15 protein-coding genes are annotated in these 16437 nt (G+C 71.4%); 4 read left to right on the forward strand and 11 right to left on the reverse strand.

Annotation, left to right across the window (positions count from 1 at the left end; translation table 11 throughout):
* Positions 1 to 35: 35 nt before the first annotated feature.
* Both ACIPFH_RS07795 and ACIPFH_RS07800 read right to left on the reverse strand, forming a co-directional pair.
* Entirely contained in the window at positions 36 to 698 is a 663-nt protein-coding gene (locus tag ACIPFH_RS07795; RefSeq protein WP_401824204.1) for an NADPH-dependent F420 reductase, read from the reverse strand.
* 72 nt (positions 699 to 770) lie between these two features.
* Positions 771 to 1781 (reverse strand): zinc-dependent alcohol dehydrogenase family protein, encoded by a 1011-nt coding sequence (locus ACIPFH_RS07800; RefSeq protein ID WP_401824206.1) that lies wholly within the window; start codon positions 1779 to 1781, stop codon positions 771 to 773.
* A 115-nt stretch (positions 1782 to 1896) separates the two neighbouring features.
* Between ACIPFH_RS07800 and ACIPFH_RS07805 the strand changes: the two genes are divergently transcribed.
* Positions 1897 to 2895, forward strand: a complete 999-nt coding sequence (locus ACIPFH_RS07805; RefSeq protein ID WP_401824207.1) for an AraC family transcriptional regulator — start codon at positions 1897 to 1899, stop codon at positions 2893 to 2895.
* Between the two features lie 76 nt (positions 2896 to 2971).
* Here ACIPFH_RS07805 and ACIPFH_RS07810 read toward each other — a convergent pair whose 3' ends face one another.
* Complete coding sequence (locus ACIPFH_RS07810; RefSeq protein ID WP_314219160.1) at positions 2972 to 3184, reverse strand: EF-hand domain-containing protein; 213 nt, start codon at positions 3182 to 3184, stop codon at positions 2972 to 2974.
* Between the two features lie 62 nt (positions 3185 to 3246).
* Positions 3247 to 4161, reverse strand: a complete 915-nt coding sequence (locus ACIPFH_RS07815; RefSeq protein WP_401824209.1) for a MerR family transcriptional regulator — start codon at positions 4159 to 4161, stop codon at positions 3247 to 3249.
* Between the two features lie 60 nt (positions 4162 to 4221).
* Between ACIPFH_RS07815 and ACIPFH_RS07820 the strand changes: the two genes are divergently transcribed.
* Positions 4222 to 4920, forward strand: a complete 699-nt coding sequence (locus ACIPFH_RS07820; protein WP_401824211.1) for a GNAT family N-acetyltransferase — start codon at positions 4222 to 4224, stop codon at positions 4918 to 4920.
* On the opposite strand, the gene ACIPFH_RS07825 is transcribed toward ACIPFH_RS07820, so the two are convergent.
* The 7 genes from ACIPFH_RS07825 to ACIPFH_RS07855 form a co-directional block, all read right to left on the reverse strand.
* Positions 4877 to 5494 carry an ADP-ribosyltransferase gene (locus ACIPFH_RS07825; RefSeq protein WP_401824212.1) on the reverse strand — a complete coding sequence of 206 codons (618 nt, stop codon included), beginning with the start codon at positions 5492 to 5494 and terminating at the stop codon, positions 4877 to 4879. The two genes, ACIPFH_RS07820 and ACIPFH_RS07825, sit on opposite strands and share 44 nt — an antisense overlap.
* A 78-nt stretch (positions 5495 to 5572) precedes the next feature.
* Positions 5573 to 6760, reverse strand: a complete 1188-nt coding sequence (locus tag ACIPFH_RS07830) for a YncE family protein (RefSeq protein WP_401824214.1) — start codon at positions 6758 to 6760, stop codon at positions 5573 to 5575.
* Positions 6760 to 7623 (reverse strand): polysaccharide deacetylase family protein, encoded by an 864-nt coding sequence (locus ACIPFH_RS07835; protein ID WP_401824216.1) that lies wholly within the window; start codon positions 7621 to 7623, stop codon positions 6760 to 6762. Before ACIPFH_RS07835 ends, ACIPFH_RS07830 begins: the two co-directional genes overlap by 1 nt.
* A gap of 236 nt (positions 7624 to 7859) precedes the next feature.
* Positions 7860 to 8363 carry an ATP-binding protein gene (locus tag ACIPFH_RS07840; protein ID WP_401824217.1) on the reverse strand — a complete coding sequence of 168 codons (504 nt, stop codon included), beginning with the start codon at positions 8361 to 8363 and terminating at the stop codon, positions 7860 to 7862.
* Between the two features lie 288 nt (positions 8364 to 8651).
* Positions 8652 to 9419, reverse strand: a complete 768-nt coding sequence (locus tag ACIPFH_RS07845) for an enoyl-CoA hydratase-related protein (protein ID WP_356250633.1) — start codon at positions 9417 to 9419, stop codon at positions 8652 to 8654.
* 288 nt (positions 9420 to 9707) lie between these two features.
* On the reverse strand, positions 9708 to 10961 hold the full coding sequence (locus ACIPFH_RS07850) for an Ig-like domain-containing protein (protein WP_401824219.1): 1254 nt from the start codon (positions 10959 to 10961) through the stop codon (positions 9708 to 9710).
* A gap of 169 nt (positions 10962 to 11130) precedes the next feature.
* A complete protein-coding gene (locus tag ACIPFH_RS07855; protein ID WP_401824220.1) occupies positions 11131 to 12375 on the reverse strand; it encodes an Ig-like domain-containing protein in 1245 nt (414 codons plus the stop codon).
* 153 nt (positions 12376 to 12528) lie between these two features.
* Here ACIPFH_RS07855 and glgX point away from each other — a divergent pair, with 153 nt between their 5' ends.
* Both glgX and ACIPFH_RS07865 read left to right on the forward strand, forming a co-directional pair.
* Positions 12529 to 14760: a glycogen debranching protein GlgX gene (gene glgX / locus ACIPFH_RS07860; protein WP_401824221.1), complete on the forward strand. Its 2232-nt coding sequence runs from the start codon at positions 12529 to 12531 to the stop codon at positions 14758 to 14760.
* A gap of 141 nt (positions 14761 to 14901) precedes the next feature.
* Entirely contained in the window at positions 14902 to 16311 is a 1410-nt protein-coding gene (locus tag ACIPFH_RS07865; protein WP_401824223.1) for a sulfatase, read from the forward strand.
* Positions 16312 to 16437: the final 126 nt, after the last annotated feature.

Genomic DNA, 16437 nt, shown 5'->3' on the forward strand with positions numbered 1-16437 from the left:
TGCACGCGGGTCCTGCGGATCAAGCCGGCCGGGTCCTAGCCGCGGAAGGCCGCCGGGCGTTCCGGGTTCGCCTCCGCCAGCGCCCTGGTGACCGCCTCGGTGCCGGCCTGCAGCCCGTAGACGGGGGTGTCGGGCTGCTGGCGCCAGGAGTCGTCGATGCCGCCCGCGTCCACGGTGTCGAAGCCGAGCTCGTCGATCAGGGCGCGCACCTTCGCCTTCGCCGTCTCGTCGTCGCCGGCGACCGGGAGCGCGGTGCGGTCGGGGTCGCCGGCGGCGCGCGGGCGGTCCAGGATGTCCTGGGCGTAGGTGCCGTTGAAGGCCTTGATCACGGGGTGGCCGATCCGGCGTTCCGTCCAGCGGCTCTCGGTGATGCCCTCGTCCTCGATCTCCCCGATCCGGCCGTCGCGCTGCTGCGGGTAGTAGTTGTTGGTGTCGATGACGGCCACGCCGTCGGCCGCGCCGTCCAGGATGCCGGACGGCAGGTTCGGGACCGCCTTGACCGGAATCGTGATCACCACGACCTCGGCACCGCGCGCCGCCTCCTCGACGTCGACGGGGGTCGCTCCCGTCTCCTCGGCGAGCTCCTTGAGCGTCTGCGGCCCGCGGGAGTTCGCGACGGAGACGTCGTGGCCGAGGGCGCTGAGGCGCCGGGTGAGGTTGCCGCCGATGTTGCCCGCGCCGATGATGCCGATCTTCATGACAGTTCCTGCCCTTTCCAGAACCGATGCACATGCATGCTTCTGGGCCGGTCAACCCCGGACGGCCGCGGGCTATTCCGTGACGCGTACGACGATCTTTCCCGTATGCGCGTTCGACTCCATCAGGCGATGGGCGTCCCGGATGCGGTCCAGGCCCTCGAAGACCTCGGCGACCACCGGGCGGAGCGTGCCGTCGGCGAGACCGGAGTTGACGTAGTGGGAGCCGCGGCGGCGGCCGTCCTCGGTGCCGGTGACGACGAGGTTGGCGTAACCGTGCACGGTCAGCGGCCATCTGCGGGGCAGCAGGATGGGCTGCTGGTCCAGCCAGCCGTAGCTGACCAGCGTGCCGTCGGCGGCGGTCGCCTCGCCCAGGGCGGCGAAGCCGGCGCCGCCGATCGCGTCGAGGACGATGTCGGCGCCCCGGCCGCCGGTGAGCCGCGCGGTCTCCTTGATCACGTCCTCGTCGTCGCTGACGATCACGTGCTCCGCGCCCAGGTCGTACAGCCGTCGCCGCTTGGCCTCGGTCCGGGTGGTGGCGATCGGGATCGCGCCGGCCCGGCGGGCGACCTGGATCGCGGCCGTGCCCACCCCGCTGGACGCGCCGGTGATCAGGACGCGGTCACCCGGGGCCAGACCCGCCCGTTCGACCAGGGCGCCGTAGGCGGTGGTGTAGGTGAGCCAGACGGCCGCCGCGTCGACGGCGTCGACCTCGGCCGGGCGCGGGACCAGCGAGGCCTGCGGCAGCAGGATGCGTTCGGCGTAGACCCCGTGGGCGCCGAGTTCGAAGTTGGCCGCCGACATCACCGGGTCGCCGGGCGCGAACGCGGTCACGCCCTCGCCGACCGCCTCGACCTCGCCCGCCGCCTCGTAGCCGTTGCGGGAGCCGGGCAGGGTCGGCCGGTAGTAGTAGCCGCCCGAGCGGAAGAGGGCCTCGGCCCGGTTGAGCGCCACCGCCTCCACACGCACGAGCACCTCCCCGGGGCCGGGCGCGGGCAGGTCGACCTCTTCGACGGTGAGGACGTCGGGGCCGCCGAGTTCGTGAAAGAGCACGGTACGAGCGGGAGTCGAGGAAGAGAATGTCATGTCGTCGACGCTAGGCTCCGGCCGCGAGACGATCCATGTCCGTCGGTATCGGTTTCCTGTCCGTGCGTCTCGCCTCGTGCGTCCCACCCCGCGCGGCAGACGCTACGGTGTCGGCATGGACGTACTCAGCGACGCCGTCGCCGCGATGCGCACCGGGCGGCCGCACTCCTCCCGTCAGGACGTGCATGCCCCCTGGGGGATGCGTTTCGGGGAGTCGGACGGCGCCGGGTTCCACGTTCTGCTGCGCGGGTCGGCCTGGCTGATCCCGGCCGGGGGCGAACCGGTCGCCCTCGCGGCAGGGGACGTGGTGTTCCTGGCGCACGGCCACGGCCACGCGCTGGCCAGCGGACTCGACGCGCCGCTGAAGGAGGTGCGGGTGGGCTCCGACGGCCGCTGGCCCGAACCCCCACGCCCGGCCGACGCGCCCGGGTGCGCGGACGCCGTGGTGATGTGCGGTGTCTACCGGCTGGACCGCTCCCGCGCCCACCGTCTCCTGGCCGAACTGCCGGAAGTCATGCACCTGCCCGCCCGGGTCGGCACGCACCGCTCGCTGCGCGCCGCGGTCGAGCTGCTGGGCATGGAGCTGGACGAGCGCAGCCCCGGTTCGGACGCCATCGTCACCGCGCTCCTGGACACGCTCCTGCTGTACATCCTGCGTGCGTGGTGGCAGCTGGAGCGGGGGGCCGGACGGACCGCGGGCTGGGCGGCGGCGCTCGCCGACCCGGCGGTCTCGGCGGCGCTGCGCGCGATCCACGGCGACCCGGCCCGGCCGTGGACGGTGCAGGAGCTGGGCGGCGAGGGCGGGCTGTCCCGGGCGGCCTTCGCGCGCCGGTTCACCGCGCTGGTCGGCGAGCCGCCGCTGACCTACCTGACCTGGTGGCGGATGACGACCGCCGGCCGACTCCTGCGCGCGGACGACGTCCCCCTGCGGCAGATCGCCCAACGCAGTGGTTACACCTCGGAGTTCGCCTTCGCCAAGGCGTTCAAACGGGAGTACGGCGTCGCGCCGGGGCAGTACCGGCGGTCGCTGGACGGTGTGTATCGAGCGCCGGGATCGAACAGCCGGGATCGAACAGCCGGACATGAAGAGCGGGGCGTGAAGAGCGGGGCGTGAAAGGGCCGGGCGTGAAAGGGCCGGGCAGGAAAACAGGGGGCGCCCCGCATCCGCGAGGCGCCCCCTGCCGCTCGTCTCACTTGTTCAGGTGCGCCCAGAACTCGTCGAACGAGAGGAGCTTGTCACCGTCGAGGTCGCGGCTCTTGATGATGACCTCGGCGACCGACTCGGTGACGTTCCAGTCACCCCCCTGGGCCAGGGCGGTCTTGAACTCGGCCGCGGTGACGAAGCCGTCCCCGTCCGTGTCGATCCGCTGGAACTCCTTGCGCGCTTCTTCGATGTCGGCCACCGATCCGCCCCTCTTCGTCATGCCTTGCGGTCATACTCGCTGTTCTACTGACGCTGGTCAGGTTAACGGCCCTGGTGAGCCCGCAGCGCAGCGACCACCCAGAGGAACTCCTCGTCGTACGAGGGCTGGGATCCGATGCCGTTCACGATCGCCGCCAACCGGCGATAACGGGCGACCCGTTCGTCCGAGGCGGCGGTCAGGCGGTCCAGGACGGCGGCCCGGTCCGCGTCGCCCAGCAGGCCCCGCAGGACCTCCTCGGCCGCCGGGTCCCCGGGGCGGACGCCCTTTTGCAGCGCCTCGCCCCCGAGCTGCACGAGACGGCTCATGAACCACAGGGAGGTGCCCGCCGGGACGTCCGGCCCCCGGTCCGCCGCGTTGAACTCGACCATCCTCCGCATCAGCATCCGGAACTCCGGGTCCTGGATCAGCTCGGCCAGCTCCACCCAGGCGTCCACCTGCTCGGGGCCGGGGTCGTCCGGCAGGTCCGCCGCGGCGAACCTCAGCCGGGTACGGATGTCGGGGTCGGCGGTGTCGAGGCCGTCGAAGATCTCCGCCATGAAGTCGTCGACGATCCGCTTGCGTTCCGCCGCCGACAGCCGGGCCAGTCTGTTCATCAGGGTCATCTCCTCCGCGGTCGAGCCGCGTCGCGCCACGGACGACAGCACGGCCCGGGTCACCTTCAGCGACCTGATCTGCGCGTCCAGCGCCGACACATGCGCCGCCGCGACCTCCGCGACCGTCCCCTCCCCGGCCAGCACCCGGCGCACGTCGGCCAGGCCGAGGCCCAGCTCGCGAAGCGTGCGGATCAGTTCCAGGCGGGCGGCGGACTCCACGTCGTAGAGCCGGTAGCCGCCGGCCGAGCGCGTCACGGGGGTCAGGACGCCCTCGTCGGACCAGTAGCGGATGGTGCGCACGGTCAGTCCGGCGGAGCGAGCCAGCTCTCCGATGGTGAAGAGTCCGGTACCGTCGTCGATCATGTGTGTGAGTGTGGGCCTTCCAGTGGGTGGAGACTCAAGGAGCACAAGGGGGCCGGTGCGGTGGGGAACCTGCGGGACATTCTCGACGCGGCCGCGCGCGGTGTCTTCCCTCCCCCCGACGGCCGCACGACCGTCGTCCCCCAGCCCTCCCGCCGCGACGCGGGCGTCCTCTCCTTCACCGCGCACTCGGTGGTCTTCATCGACGAGGACCCCGCGTGGGTGCACGACACACTCGCCGCCGCCGACTGCGACGCCCTCGCCGCGTCGATGAGCCCCCGGTTCCTGACCGCGCTGCTGGACCGCACGGGCCGTACCGCCGAGACGGTCGACGCGCTGGTGGTCGGCTCCCCGCTGCCGGGCCCGCCGTCCCTCGCGGTGACGGAGATCCAGGACCCGGACCACCCCCGGGTGGTGAGCTCGCGCAGGCGGCGCGACGAGGTGCGGGTGTGGGCCGCCGAGGGCGGCGTGGTCGTCCTCGGGCGCGGGGTCGCGGGGCGGCTGGAGGCAGCCGTGGAGGTCGAGGAGGGCGTACGGCACCGGGGGCTGGGGCGGGCCCTGGCGACCGCGGCGCGGCACCTGGGCGGAGGCGAGCCGGTGTGGGCCCAGATCTCCCCGGGGAACGCCCGCAGCACACGGGCGTTCCAGGCGGCGGGCTACCGGCCGGTCGGAGCGGAGGCGCTGCTCACCGTCGGACCGAAACGGGACGTCACGGCGGTCAGTGCCACGGCACGTAGTTCGGATTGCTCACACAGCCGCTGAGCACCTCCGTCTTCGTGGCCCTGTCGACGGGACACGCGCCGAGGATGTACTGCCGTGCGATGCCGCCCGGGAAGGCCACCTCGACCTGGTCGGCGTACTTGTGGGTGTCGCCGATGGTCCGGTTGACGTCGATGCCACCCGGGGCGTCGACGTAATAGTTGTAGTGGGACTTCCAGCGCTTGTAGAGGTCGTGGTCGTAGGTCGTGGAGACGTACGGGGAGGGCTGGTTGTCCAGGACGTACTTCTCGATGTCGTACTGGCCGTTGGTGACGTCCTTGGGGTGGAAGCCCTCGTCGAAGAGGATGTCGGGGGCGCGGTTGTCGCTGCGCCACAGCGTGCCGCAGCTTTTGCGCCAGACCGGTGCCGGGGTGATGCGCGGGACGTCCACCTGCCGGTCGGCGGCGGCCTTGACCGGGTCGTCGAACTGGGGGCAGGCGGGTGCGGCTGCCTTCGTCCTCGCCTTCGCGGGAACCTCGGCCGGTGCGGCGGCGGGCACGGCCGCCGTGGTCGCGAGAACGGCACCCAGGGAGAGTGCGGCGGCGACGAACCGCCGCCGGACGCGAGTGATGATCATGCGCAGCACGATGTCGGTTCCCCGGCGGCGAGTCGTGGATCATCACCCGATCGGCGGCGTGTCCCCAACCGGCGTTGTCTAGCGGAAGACGCCGGTGTGGCCGAGCGAGTAGCGGCCGGGCTGCGGGTAGACGGCCAGGCCGTGCGGGCCCCTGCCGACCTTGATCCGGGCGAGCTGCTCTCCGGTGCGGGTGTCGACGGCGTACACCTCGGAGTTGTACCGCCCGGACAGCCACAGCACCTTGCCGTCCGCCGAGACGCCGCCCATGTCGGGGCTGCCGCCGTGCGGGAGGCGCCACTTCCTGGTGAGCGCTTTCTCGTGGAAGTCGAAGACGGAGACCGTGCCCTCGCCGCGGTTCGACACGTACATCTCACGGGAGTCGCGGCCGACGTACAGCCCGTGGCAGCCCTTGCCGGTGTAGAGGAACTCCGGCTTGCCGAAGCTGTCGCCGTCGACGACCCACATCCCGTCGGCCATCATGTCCGCGACGTAGAACCGCTTCCCGTCGGGCGACACCTTCACGTCCTGCGGCATGGCGCCCTTGAAGGGCAGCTTCTGCTGGCCGACGACCTTCATCCGCTCGGTGTCGACCTTCAGCAGCTCACCGCTGAACTCGCAGGACACGATGAAGTACCTGCCGTCCAGGGAGAAGTCGGCGTGGTTGACGCCATAGCAGGTGACCGGTTCCGTCTTGATCCGTTCCATGGTGTGCGGATCGCGGAAGACGAGTTCGCGGTCGAGGGAGGCCATGACGACGGCGTACTTGCCGTTGGGCGTGAAGTAGAGGTTGTACGGGTCGTGCACCGCGACCTCCTTGCCCGCCTTGCCGGTCCGGGGGTCGATGGGGGTCAGGGTGTGCCCGCGGTTGTTGTTGACCCACAGGGTCTTCAGGTCCCAGGACGGCACGACGTGCTGCGGCTGCCGCCCCACGTGGATGGTCTCGATCACCCGGTACGTCTTCGGGTCGATCACGGAGACGGTGTCGGACTCGGTGTTGGGCACGTAGACGCGGGACGGGAAGTCCTTGACCACCGGGGAGAGGCGGCCCGGGCGGTCGGCCGCGTAGACGTCCTTCGGATCGAGCACCGGCGGCATGCCGGGCAGCCCGTCGACGGCGGACTTCGGGGCCTTCTTCGTCGGCGCGGGGGCGGCCGCCTTGGTGGCCCCGCCCGATCCCTCCCCGTCCCCGGTCCCGGTGCCGCAGGCGGCGAGGACGGCGAGCGCGGCGCTCGCGAGCAGGGCGCTTTTCACGAGGTTGCGGTGCATCAGCCGATCAGCTCCGTGGTGGTGACCGCGCGCAGTCCGCGGTGGTCGAGTTCGTCGAGTACGGCGGGGAGCGCGGCGACCGTGTCCGCGTACCCGAAGTGCAGGCTCACGACGGACCCGCCCCGGATCTCGTCGAGGATGTTGCGGGCGACGGCGGGTGCGCCCGGCGAGGTGAAGTCGAGGGAGTCGACGTCGTAGGAGAGGACGTGCGGATAGCCGGCGCGGCGGGCCAGCCCTTCCACCAGCGGGGAGGCGCGGGTGGCGCGGGAGGGGCGGAACCAGGTGCCGATGGACCCGGTGAGTTTGCGCAGCCGCTCGGCGCACCCGGTGATCTCGGCCGCCGCCTCGGCCTCGGACATGGCGTTGATGTCCAGGTGACGCTGGGTGTGGTTGCCCAGGTCGTGGCCGCCGTCGAGGACCCGGCGGGCGAGGCCGGGGTGTTCGTCGAGCCAGGTCCCGACGGCCAGCACGGTGACCCGGGCGCCGTGCCGTTCCGCTTCCGCGAGCAGGGCCCGGGCGACGGAGGGCTCACCCTGACCGTGAAAGGTGAGGGCGACCCGGGAACGGTCGCGGGGACCGTGCGTGATCTGCACGGGGTGCCCCGGGAAGGCACGGGGCTCGGGAGCGACCGGTGGACGGGCCGGGGCCCCGGTGGCGCCGGCCGGAGAAGAAGCGGGCGCCGCGGAGGCGGGGAGCGAGGAGGTGCGGTCCGCGGAGGTCGGGGCCGGAGAAGGGGAGGTGGGGGCGTGCTGGGCGACGGTGCCGGACGAGGGCCTGGAGGGCGAGCACGCGGCCGCGAACGCACCCCCGGCGACGAGCCCGGCGCCCGCCCGCAGCGCGGAACGGCGGTCGGATGTGGTCACCGCACCATTTAAGGCCTGATATCAACCAATTCCGGCCATTGACCATGCCAACTCGCGCGGCGCCTTGCGGGCTGGAGGTGGGCACGCACATCCAGTCGGTCCGCGGGGGTCGGCGCCCCTCCGGGGGAGTCCGAGGACGAGCCGGTTCAGGGCCGAAGCGAGCCCTGGGGGGCGGCAGCCCACGGAGGACGGCCACTGCATCGCACCCGTACACGCCCGGCCGACCGCCGGAGACGCTAGCGGTCGGCGACCCGCATCTCGAACCACGTCGTCTTTCCGCGGGGCAGGAGATCCACGCCCCACCGGTCGGACAGCTTGTCGACGAGGAACAGCCCCCGGCCGCTGATGTCCAGTTCCTGGACCGGCATCAGACAGGGCAGGCCCCGGGAGGGGTCGCGCACCTCGACGCGGATCCAGCCGCGGCGGCGTCGCATCCGGAGGCCGAACACCCGGGCGCCCGTGTGGCGTACGGCGTTGCCGACGAGTTCGGAGACGAGAAGGACCGCGTCCTCCGTCATCCTGGGGCCCAGTCCCCACTGACGCAGCACGACGATCTGGGCCAGCCGGCGGGCCGTGGCGGCGGACTCGGGGCGGGACGGCAGCGGGACCTCACCGTCGGTCGGGTTGCCGAACAACTCCAGCGCCTTCAGCGCCCGTTCGTCCTCGACCGCAGGCGACCAGCGCGCCGCGGTCGCACGGCTCGGTCCCCGCGGCTGTTCCATGCCTTCCAGCCCCGCCATGCCCCCATCATGGCCGCACGGGGCCCCCTCCGGGGCCGTTCCGGCGGAATAAGCGTCCCGGAATGCACCATTCCGTATACATGGATCGGCATATGCCAGCGACAGATCAAAGTCTGACAAACCATGACTGACCTGCGGCGACGGTGAGCCGAACGGCACGCTTCGGGCTCCCCCGGCAAAGCAGGCTTAAGGGCCACTTAAGGTTCCCATAAACCGCCCCATCGGGGGATCCGGGTGAGACCCCCCGTCAATCGCAAGTGATTCCGGGGAGTTCGAAGGAGACCTCCCTCACAGGAACTTGGCCTTGCCGGGGCCCTCCTCCACGAAGCTGCGCATACCGATCTCACGGTCGGCGGTCGCGAACAGGCCCGCGAACCAGTTCCGTTCGACCGCCAGGCCCGTCTCGATGTCGGTCTCCAGGCCGGTGTCGATCGACTCCTTCGCGGCGCGCAGCGCGATCGCCGGCCCCTGCGCCAGCTTCGCGGCCCAGCGGTGCGCCTCCGTGTACACGTCGGCCGCCGGGACGACCCGGTCCACCAGCCCCAGGGTCAGCGCCTCGTCGGCCTTCACCATCCGGCCCGTGAAGATCAGGTCCTTCGCCTTGGAGGGGCCGACCAGTCGGGCCAGGCGCTGGGTGCCGCCGGCGCCGGGGATCAGCCCGAGCAGGATCTCCGGCTGGCCCAGCTTCGCGTTGTCCCCGGCGATCCGGAAGTCGGCGCACAGCGCGAGCTCGCAGCCGCCGCCCAGCGCGTACCCGGTCACCGCCGCGACGACCGGCTTGGGGATGCGGGCCACCGCGGTGAAGGAGTCCTGGAGGGCGCGGGCACGCAGGACCATCGCGGTGTGGTCCATCGCCTGCATCTCCTTGATGTCCGCGCCCGCCGCGAACACCTTCTCCCCGCCGTACACGACGACCGCGCGTACGTCGTCACGACGGGTCGCCTCCTCGGCGAGCTCCTTGAGCCGGTCCTGGGTGGCGACGTCCAACGCGTTCATGGGCGGACGGTCGAGACGCAGCGTGCCGACGCCGTCGGCGACTTCGAGATTCACGGTCATGCCAGCAGGTTAACGGGCACTAACGTCACTGGACCGGGTGCGGTCGGTCACACGCGGCCGGGGGTCCGGGGGTCGTCCCCCGGGCAGGCACAGCACGGGCACTGCCCCGGGCAGGCACAGCACGGGCAGTGACGTCACCGGACCGGGTGCGGTCGGTCACACGCGGCCGGGGGTCCCCCGGGGGGCGTCCCCCGGGCCGGGCCAGGCAGCCAAGGCGGCGGGACCGACGACGACGGGCCCGGCGCCGTGGGTCGCGGCGCCGGGCCCGTCGTCGAGCGGGAGCGGAGGTTACTTCGTCCACTCCGCCCAGGGGATGTTCCAGCCGTTGAGGCCGTTGGCCGGGTTGACCGTCGGGTCGGTGGAGTTCTTCACGACCACCACGTCGCCGACGATCGAGTGGTTGAAGAACCACGCGGCCGGCACGCCGCTGTCGTAACCGCCGCGCACGTCCCGCAGACCGATGCAGCCGTGGCTGGCGTTGTAGTTGCCGAAGGCGTCGCCGCCCCAGTAGTTGCCGTGCACGAAGGTGCCCGAGTCGGTCAGGCGGATGGCGTGCGGGACGTCCTTGATGTCGTACTCGCCGTCGTAACCGACCGTGTCACCGTTCATCCGAGTCACGGTGAACTTCTCGCTCATGACCATCTGGCCGTTCCAGGTGGCGTAGCCGGGCTTGCCGGTGGTGACCGGGATGGTCTTGACGACCTTGCCCTCCTGGGTCACCTTCATCGTGTGCTTCTTGGCGTCCACGACGGACACCTGGTCACGGCCGATGGTGAAGGTGACGGTCTTGGCCTGCTTGCCGTAGACGCCCTTGCGGCCCTCGACGCCGTCGAGGTTGAGCTTCACGGTGACCTTGGTGCCGGCCTTCCAGTACTTCTCGGGACGGAAGTCGAGGCGGTCGTTGCCGAACCAGTGGCCCTGGACGTCGACGGCCGGCACGGTCGTGATGGTGATGGCCTTCTTCACGTCGTCCGGGTGGGTGATGCCCCGGGTGAAGCGCACCGAGAACGGCATGCCGACGCCGACCGTGGAACCGTCCTCGGGCGTGAAGTTGCCGGTGAAGGTGTTCTGCGGGCTCAGCGTGGTGAAGGAGGAGTCCTCGGCGGCCGTACGGCCCGCGGAGTCCTTCGCCACAGCGTGCACCTGGTACTTGGTGGACGCGGCCAGATGCGTGGCCGGAGTCCAGCCGACGCCGTCCGCGGAGATCGCGCCGGCGACGGCCGCGCCCTTGTCGTCCTTGACGACGACCTCGGTCAGTTTGCCCTTGGCGGCGGTCACCTTCAGGGCGCCGCTGGTGTCGACATCCTTGGCGCCGGTCTTCGGGGCGATGGTCAGGACCGCCTCCGACTGCTTGCTCTCGGCGGTGGCCGAAGCACCCTTGCCTTCGGAGCCTGCGTCCTTCGCGGACCCGGCGTCCGAGTCCCCGCCCCCGCCGCAGGCCGTGACGGCCAGCAGCAGCCCCCCGACGATCAGCGCCAGCCGCTTGTCACGGCCGCGCGAGCGTCCCCCAACCGACGCCCCCGATATCGGTCGCACGTTCAAAGTCGTTCTCCCCACTCCCCCGGGCCCTCCCCGGGCCCGCACCGCGACGCGTCCCCCGCGTTCGCCGCATATTAACCACATGGTCAACGGCCTGGACGGGACAGGATTGTCACCGTTCAGTCCCAAGTTGGACCATGGGAACGCGGGGAAGGTTGCACCGGGGACGAGGTCACTTCAGGGCGCCGCCCGCGACCCACTCCGTCCAGTCCACGTTCCAGCCGCCGAGCCCGTTGTCCGGGGCGACCTGCTTGTCCTTGCTGTGGACGACCTCGACGACGTCCCCGACGAGCGAGCGGTCGAAGAACCAGCCCGCGGGCGTGTCCGAGGCGCCGCCCTTGACGTCCCGCAGGCCCACGCAGCCGTGGCTCACGTTGACCTTGCCGAAGACGTCCTGCGCCCAGTAGTTGCCGTGCAGGAAAGTGCCGGAGTTGGTCAGACGCATGGCGTGCGGCACGTCCGGGATGTCGTACTCGCCCTTGCCGTCGGCCTTCTTGAAACCGACCGTGGCGCCGTTCATCCGGGTCAGTTCCAGCATCTCGGTCACCACCATCTTCCCGTTGTAGGTGGTGTTCTCCGGCGACCCGGCGGTGATGGGCACGGTGGCCAGCAGTTCGCCGTCGCGGCGCACCTGCATGGTGTGTTCCGCCGCGTCCACCAGGGACACCTGGCTGCGTCCGACGGTGAAGGAGAACGACTTGTTCTGGAGCCCGTAGACACCGGGCGACCCCTCGACGTCCCGCAGCCCCAGCGCGACGGTGACCCGGGTGCCCGGCGCCCAGTACTCCTCGGGCCGGAAGTCGAGCCGGGTGTCACCGAACCAGTGGGGCCGGACGTCCACCGCCGGTTCGGCCGTGACCCGGACGGCGCGCTGGACCGCGGCACGGTTCTCGATCCCCCGGTTGAACTCCAGCGAGACGATCATCCCGGTGCCGACGGTGGAGCGGTTCTCGGGCGTGACGTAGCCGATGAAGCGCTCGTCCGGGACGTAGGTGGTGAAGGTGGTGTGCCGGGCCGAGCGGTTCCCGTCGCGGTCCAGGGCCACCGCGTCGACGGTGTAGCGGGCGGCGAGCCCGAGCCGGTCGTCCTCCGGACGCCAGCTCAGGCCGTCCGCGGCGATCCTGCCCGGTACCGGGGTTTCCTGGGCGTCCTGCGACCTCACGACCTTGACGGACTCCAGCCGCCCGCCGGGCACCCGCACCCGCAGGCCCTTTTCGGGCCGCACGTCCTTGGCGCCGTCCTCCGGGGTGACGCGGATGACGTCCTCGGGGGCCCGGGGTTTGCCGAGCACCCGGTCGAGTCCGCTCCGGCTGTCCTCGCCGGTGCAACCGGCGGCCCCGGCCAGTAGTCCTGCCCATGTCAGTAGGGCGGCCAATGCGACCCCCGCGCGCCGTGCGCGCCCATGTACGTGCCTCACACTGTGCCCAACGAGCGGGCATGCTCCGGGGAAACGTGAGTGCGAGGGCCGCTCTGGGCAGAAATGGGAGGAGGACGACGCGACGGGGAGCCGCGGCCGGGACACCGCGCGCTCTTTTCCCACGTCGTCCCATGAGCCGCGGGAGGCGGAACGGTGTCCAGCGCAGCCGAGCAGGAGGCGGTGGCCGAGCGCGCCACGCCGGACACCGTGATGAACGGTGCGCCACGCAAGGTGCCGGGCCCACCTGTGTGGCCGGGCGCGTCCACACCACTGGGCGCCCGCTTCCGGGTCGGCCCGGACGGGGTCGCGGGCACCAACTTCGCGCTGTGGGCGGGTGGGGCGGAGGCGGTCGAACTCTGCCTGTTCGACGAGACCGGCCGGGAGACGCGCGCCCGGCTCACCGAGCTCACGCACGAGATCTGGCACGGCTTCGTGCCCGGGATCATGCCGGGCCAGCGCTACGGCTACCGGGTGCACGGCCGCTGGGACCCGTGGACCGGCGGCCGCTGGAACCCGGCGAAGCTGCTCCTGGACCCGTACGCCCGGGCGGTGGACGGCGAGTTCGGTCTGCCGCCTGAGGTCTACGGGCATGTCCGCGACTGGCCCCAGCAGCAGGTCGCCGACACCGTCCGCGACGAACGGGACTCCGCGCCGTACGTCCCGAAGGGCGTCGTCGTGCACGATGACGACGACTGGGCCGACGACCGCCGCCCGAAGACGCCGTGGGCGGACTCGGTGATCTACGAGCTGCATGTGCGCGGCTTCACCCGGCTGCACCCGGGGATCCCGGAGGAACTGCGCGGCACCTACGCCGGTCTGGCGCACCCGGCGGCCGTGGAGCACCTGGTGAAGCTGGGCGTCACGGCGGTGGAGCTGCTGCCGGTCCACCAGTTCGCGCACGAGGACCACCTGCTGCGCCGGGGGCTGAAGAACTACTGGGGCTACAACTCGATCGGCTACTTCGCCCCGCACGCCGCGTACGCCTCGGCCGGGACGAAGGGACAGCAGGTCGGCGAGTTCAAACGGATGGTGCGCGCCCTGCACGCGGCCGGGATCGAGGTGATCCTCGACGTCGTCTACAACCACACCGCGGAGGCCGGCGAGCTGGGGCCGACGCTGTCGCTGAAGGGCATCGACAACCGCGGCTACTACCGGGTGCAGTCGGACGCACGCAGGTACGCCGACTACACGGGCTGCGGCAACACCCTGCACGTGGTCCAGCCGCATGTGCTGAGGCTGATCACCGACTCGCTGCGCTACTGGGTGACCGAGATGGGCGTCGACGGCTTCCGCTTCGACCTGGCGGCGGCGCTGGCCCGCTCCATGCACGACGTCGACATGCTGTCCCCGTTCCTGGCGGTGATCGCGCAGGACCCGGTGCTGCGCCGGGTGAAGCTGATCGCGGAGCCCTGGGACGTGGGGTCCGGCGGGTATCAGGTGGGTGCCTTCCCCCCGTTGTGGACTGAGTGGAACGACCGCTATCGCGACGCCGTACGGGACTTCTGGCGGCACGCGCTGCCGGACGTGCGGGAAATGGGCTACCGGCTGTCGGGGTCGAGCGACCTGTACGCCTGGGGCGGGCGCCGGCCGTACGCGTCGGTCAACTTCGTCACCGCGCACGACGGTTTCACCCTGCGCGACCTGGTGTCGTACGACCGCAAGCACAACGAGGCCAACGGCGAGGGCAACCGGGACGGCACGAACGACAACCGCTCCTGGAACGGCGGGGCCGAGGGCGAGACGTCCGACGAGGAAATACTGGCGCTGCGGCGCAGGCAGTTGCGCAACCTGCTCACGACGCTGCTGCTGTCCACGGGCGTGCCGATGCTGGTCGCGGGCGACGAGCTCGGGCGCACCCAGCTCGGCAACAACAACGCCTACTGCCAGGACAACGAGATCAGCTGGGTGGACTGGGGACTGCTGGAGCAGCCGGGGTGGCGTGCGCTGTTCGACCTCACCTCCCGGCTGATCACGCTGCGCCACCGCCATCCGGTGCTCCGCCGCCGGGCCTTCTTCTCCGGGCGGGCGCACTCGGCGGACGGGCTGCGGGACCTCGCCTGGTTCACCGAACGGGGCACGGAGATGACCGAAGGGGACTGGTACGCGCCCGCGGCGACCCTCGGGATGTATCTGTCCGGGCGGGACATTCCCGGCCGGGACGAGCGGGGCGCCCCGATCACCGACGACAGCTTCCTCGCCGTACTGCACGCCGGGGACCGGCCGGTGAGCTTCGTCCTGCCGGGGCCGCCCTGGGCGGAGCGGTACGAGGTGGTCGTCGACACGTCGAGCGAGGAGCAGGGGGAGGCGCCGGGGGTGACGCACCCGGCGGGGGCGGCGGTGACGGTGCCGGGTCGGGCGGTTCTGCTGCTGCGGGTGGTGGCGTGAGGCAACGTTGCAGGCCCATGAACTCCCCTACGGATTCCTGGTCCTGAGGCCGCTCGGCTGATCCCATGGAGGTCACGCCCCGTCTCCTCCCCCGTTCCCCCCTCCTCCCCCCTTCGTTCACCTCCGCTGCAAGGACCCCGCATGCCCGAGATATCCCGTCGTGCGTTCGGTGGACTGGTCGGAGGCGGCGCGGTCACGGCCGTCGCCGCCGGCACGAGCACCGCCGAGGCCGCCCCCGCCGAGCGCCCTTTCCGCGCCCGGACCGCCTCCGCGGCACCGGCCCGCCGCCCCAACCTCCTGGTCGTCCTCGGCGACGACCTGGGCTGGGCCGACCTGTCCTCCTACGGCGCCCCGCACATCAGGACCCCCCACCTGGACCGGCTGGCCCGGCAGGGGGTGCGCTTCACCGACGCGTACTCGGGGTCGGCGACCTGCTCCCCGACCCGCTTCAGCCTGTACACCGGGCGGTATCCGGGCCGTACCAAGGGCGGACTGGCCGAGCCGATCGCCAACAGGACGCAGGGCCTGGACCCGAACCACCCCACGCTGGCCTCCCTGCTGAAGAAGGCGGGCTATGCCACCGCGCTGATCGGCAAGTGGCACTGCGGCTGGCTGCCGGACTACAGCCCCACGAAGTCCGGCTGGGACGAGTTCTTCGGCAACCGCGGGGGCGTGCTGGAGTACTTCTCGAAGCTGGGCCAGCTCGGTGACCACGACCTCTACGAGGGGGACGCCGAGTACAAGGACCTGCGTTACTACACCGAGGTCCTCACCGAGCGGGCGGTCGAGTACATCGGCCGGGATCATGACAAGCCCTGGCTGCTGAACCTCAACTTCACCACCCCGCACTGGCCCTGGCTCGCGGAGGACGACGCCGGAACGGGTGCCGAGATCGCGGCGAAGATCCGGGCCGCGAAGACCCAGGCCGAGGTCAGCAGGGCGCTGAACCACTACGACGGCGGCTCGGTCGAGAAGTACAAGCAGATGGTGGAGAGCCTGGACGCGGCTGTCGGCGAGGTCCTCACCGCGCTGCGCCGCTCCGGCCAGGAGGAGAACACGCTGGTGCTGTTCGCCAGCGACAACGGCGGTGAGCGCTTCTCCTACAACTGGCCTCTCAGTGGCCAGAAGTTCGTGCTGCTGGAAGGCGGCATCCGGGTCCCGACGATCGTCCGCTGGCCCGCCCGTATCGACGGCCACCAGGTCAGCCACGAGCCGAACCTCTCCCCCGACTGGACGGCGACCCTGCTGGAACTGGCGGGCGCCCGCCCCGATCCCGCGTACCCGCTCGACGGCACGAGCCTCGCCGGATACCTCCTGCGAGGCGAAGCGGTCCCGGAGCACGATCTGTTCTGGCGGGTCCGGGCCAACCGGGCGCTGCGCCGCGGGGACTGGAAGTACTACCAGGACGCGGCGAAGACCGACCACCTCTACAACCTGGCAGCGGACTCCCGCGAGCAGGCCGACCTCGCTCCGGACCGGCCCGCGTTGCTCGCCGAGCTCAAGGCGGCCTGGGAGCGGACCGCGGCCGGGCTGCTGCCGTACGCCGACTGAACGGGGACCCCTGGAGGGCGCGTCGGCTCGCCCGAACGGGCAGCTGCCGATCGGTGGACACGGGCCCTACGACCCGTCGTACACGCAGGTCGTAGGACCAGCGACCGAGCCCGGTCCGGCCAAAAC

The organism is Streptomyces sp. NPDC088157 (assembly GCF_044741545.1).
In the GTDB taxonomy this organism is placed as follows: domain Bacteria; phylum Actinomycetota; class Actinomycetes; order Streptomycetales; family Streptomycetaceae; genus Streptomyces.

Excerpts from the sequence above, each read along its gene's own strand:
- ACIPFH_RS07795 (WP_401824204.1), bottom strand. The coding sequence starts at position 698 with ATGAAGATCGGCATCATCGGCGCGGGCAACATCGGCGGCAACCTCACC.
- ACIPFH_RS07800 (WP_401824206.1), bottom strand. The coding sequence starts at position 1,781 with ATGACATTCTCTTCCTCGACTCCCGCTCGTACCGTGCTCTTTCACGAA.
- ACIPFH_RS07805 (WP_401824207.1), top strand. The coding sequence starts at position 1,897 with ATGGACGTACTCAGCGACGCCGTCGCCGCGATGCGCACCGGGCGGCCG.
- ACIPFH_RS07815 (WP_401824209.1), bottom strand. The coding sequence starts at position 4,161 with ATGATCGACGACGGTACCGGACTCTTCACCATCGGAGAGCTGGCTCGC.
- ACIPFH_RS07825 (WP_401824212.1), bottom strand. The coding sequence starts at position 5,494 with ATGATCATCACTCGCGTCCGGCGGCGGTTCGTCGCCGCCGCACTCTCC.
- ACIPFH_RS07830 (WP_401824214.1), bottom strand. The coding sequence starts at position 6,760 with ATGCACCGCAACCTCGTGAAAAGCGCCCTGCTCGCGAGCGCCGCGCTC.
- ACIPFH_RS07840 (WP_401824217.1), bottom strand. The coding sequence starts at position 8,363 with ATGGCGGGGCTGGAAGGCATGGAACAGCCGCGGGGACCGAGCCGTGCG.
- ACIPFH_RS07845 (WP_356250633.1), bottom strand. The coding sequence starts at position 9,419 with ATGACCGTGAATCTCGAAGTCGCCGACGGCGTCGGCACGCTGCGTCTC.
- ACIPFH_RS07865 (WP_401824223.1), top strand. The coding sequence starts at position 14,902 with ATGCCCGAGATATCCCGTCGTGCGTTCGGTGGACTGGTCGGAGGCGGC.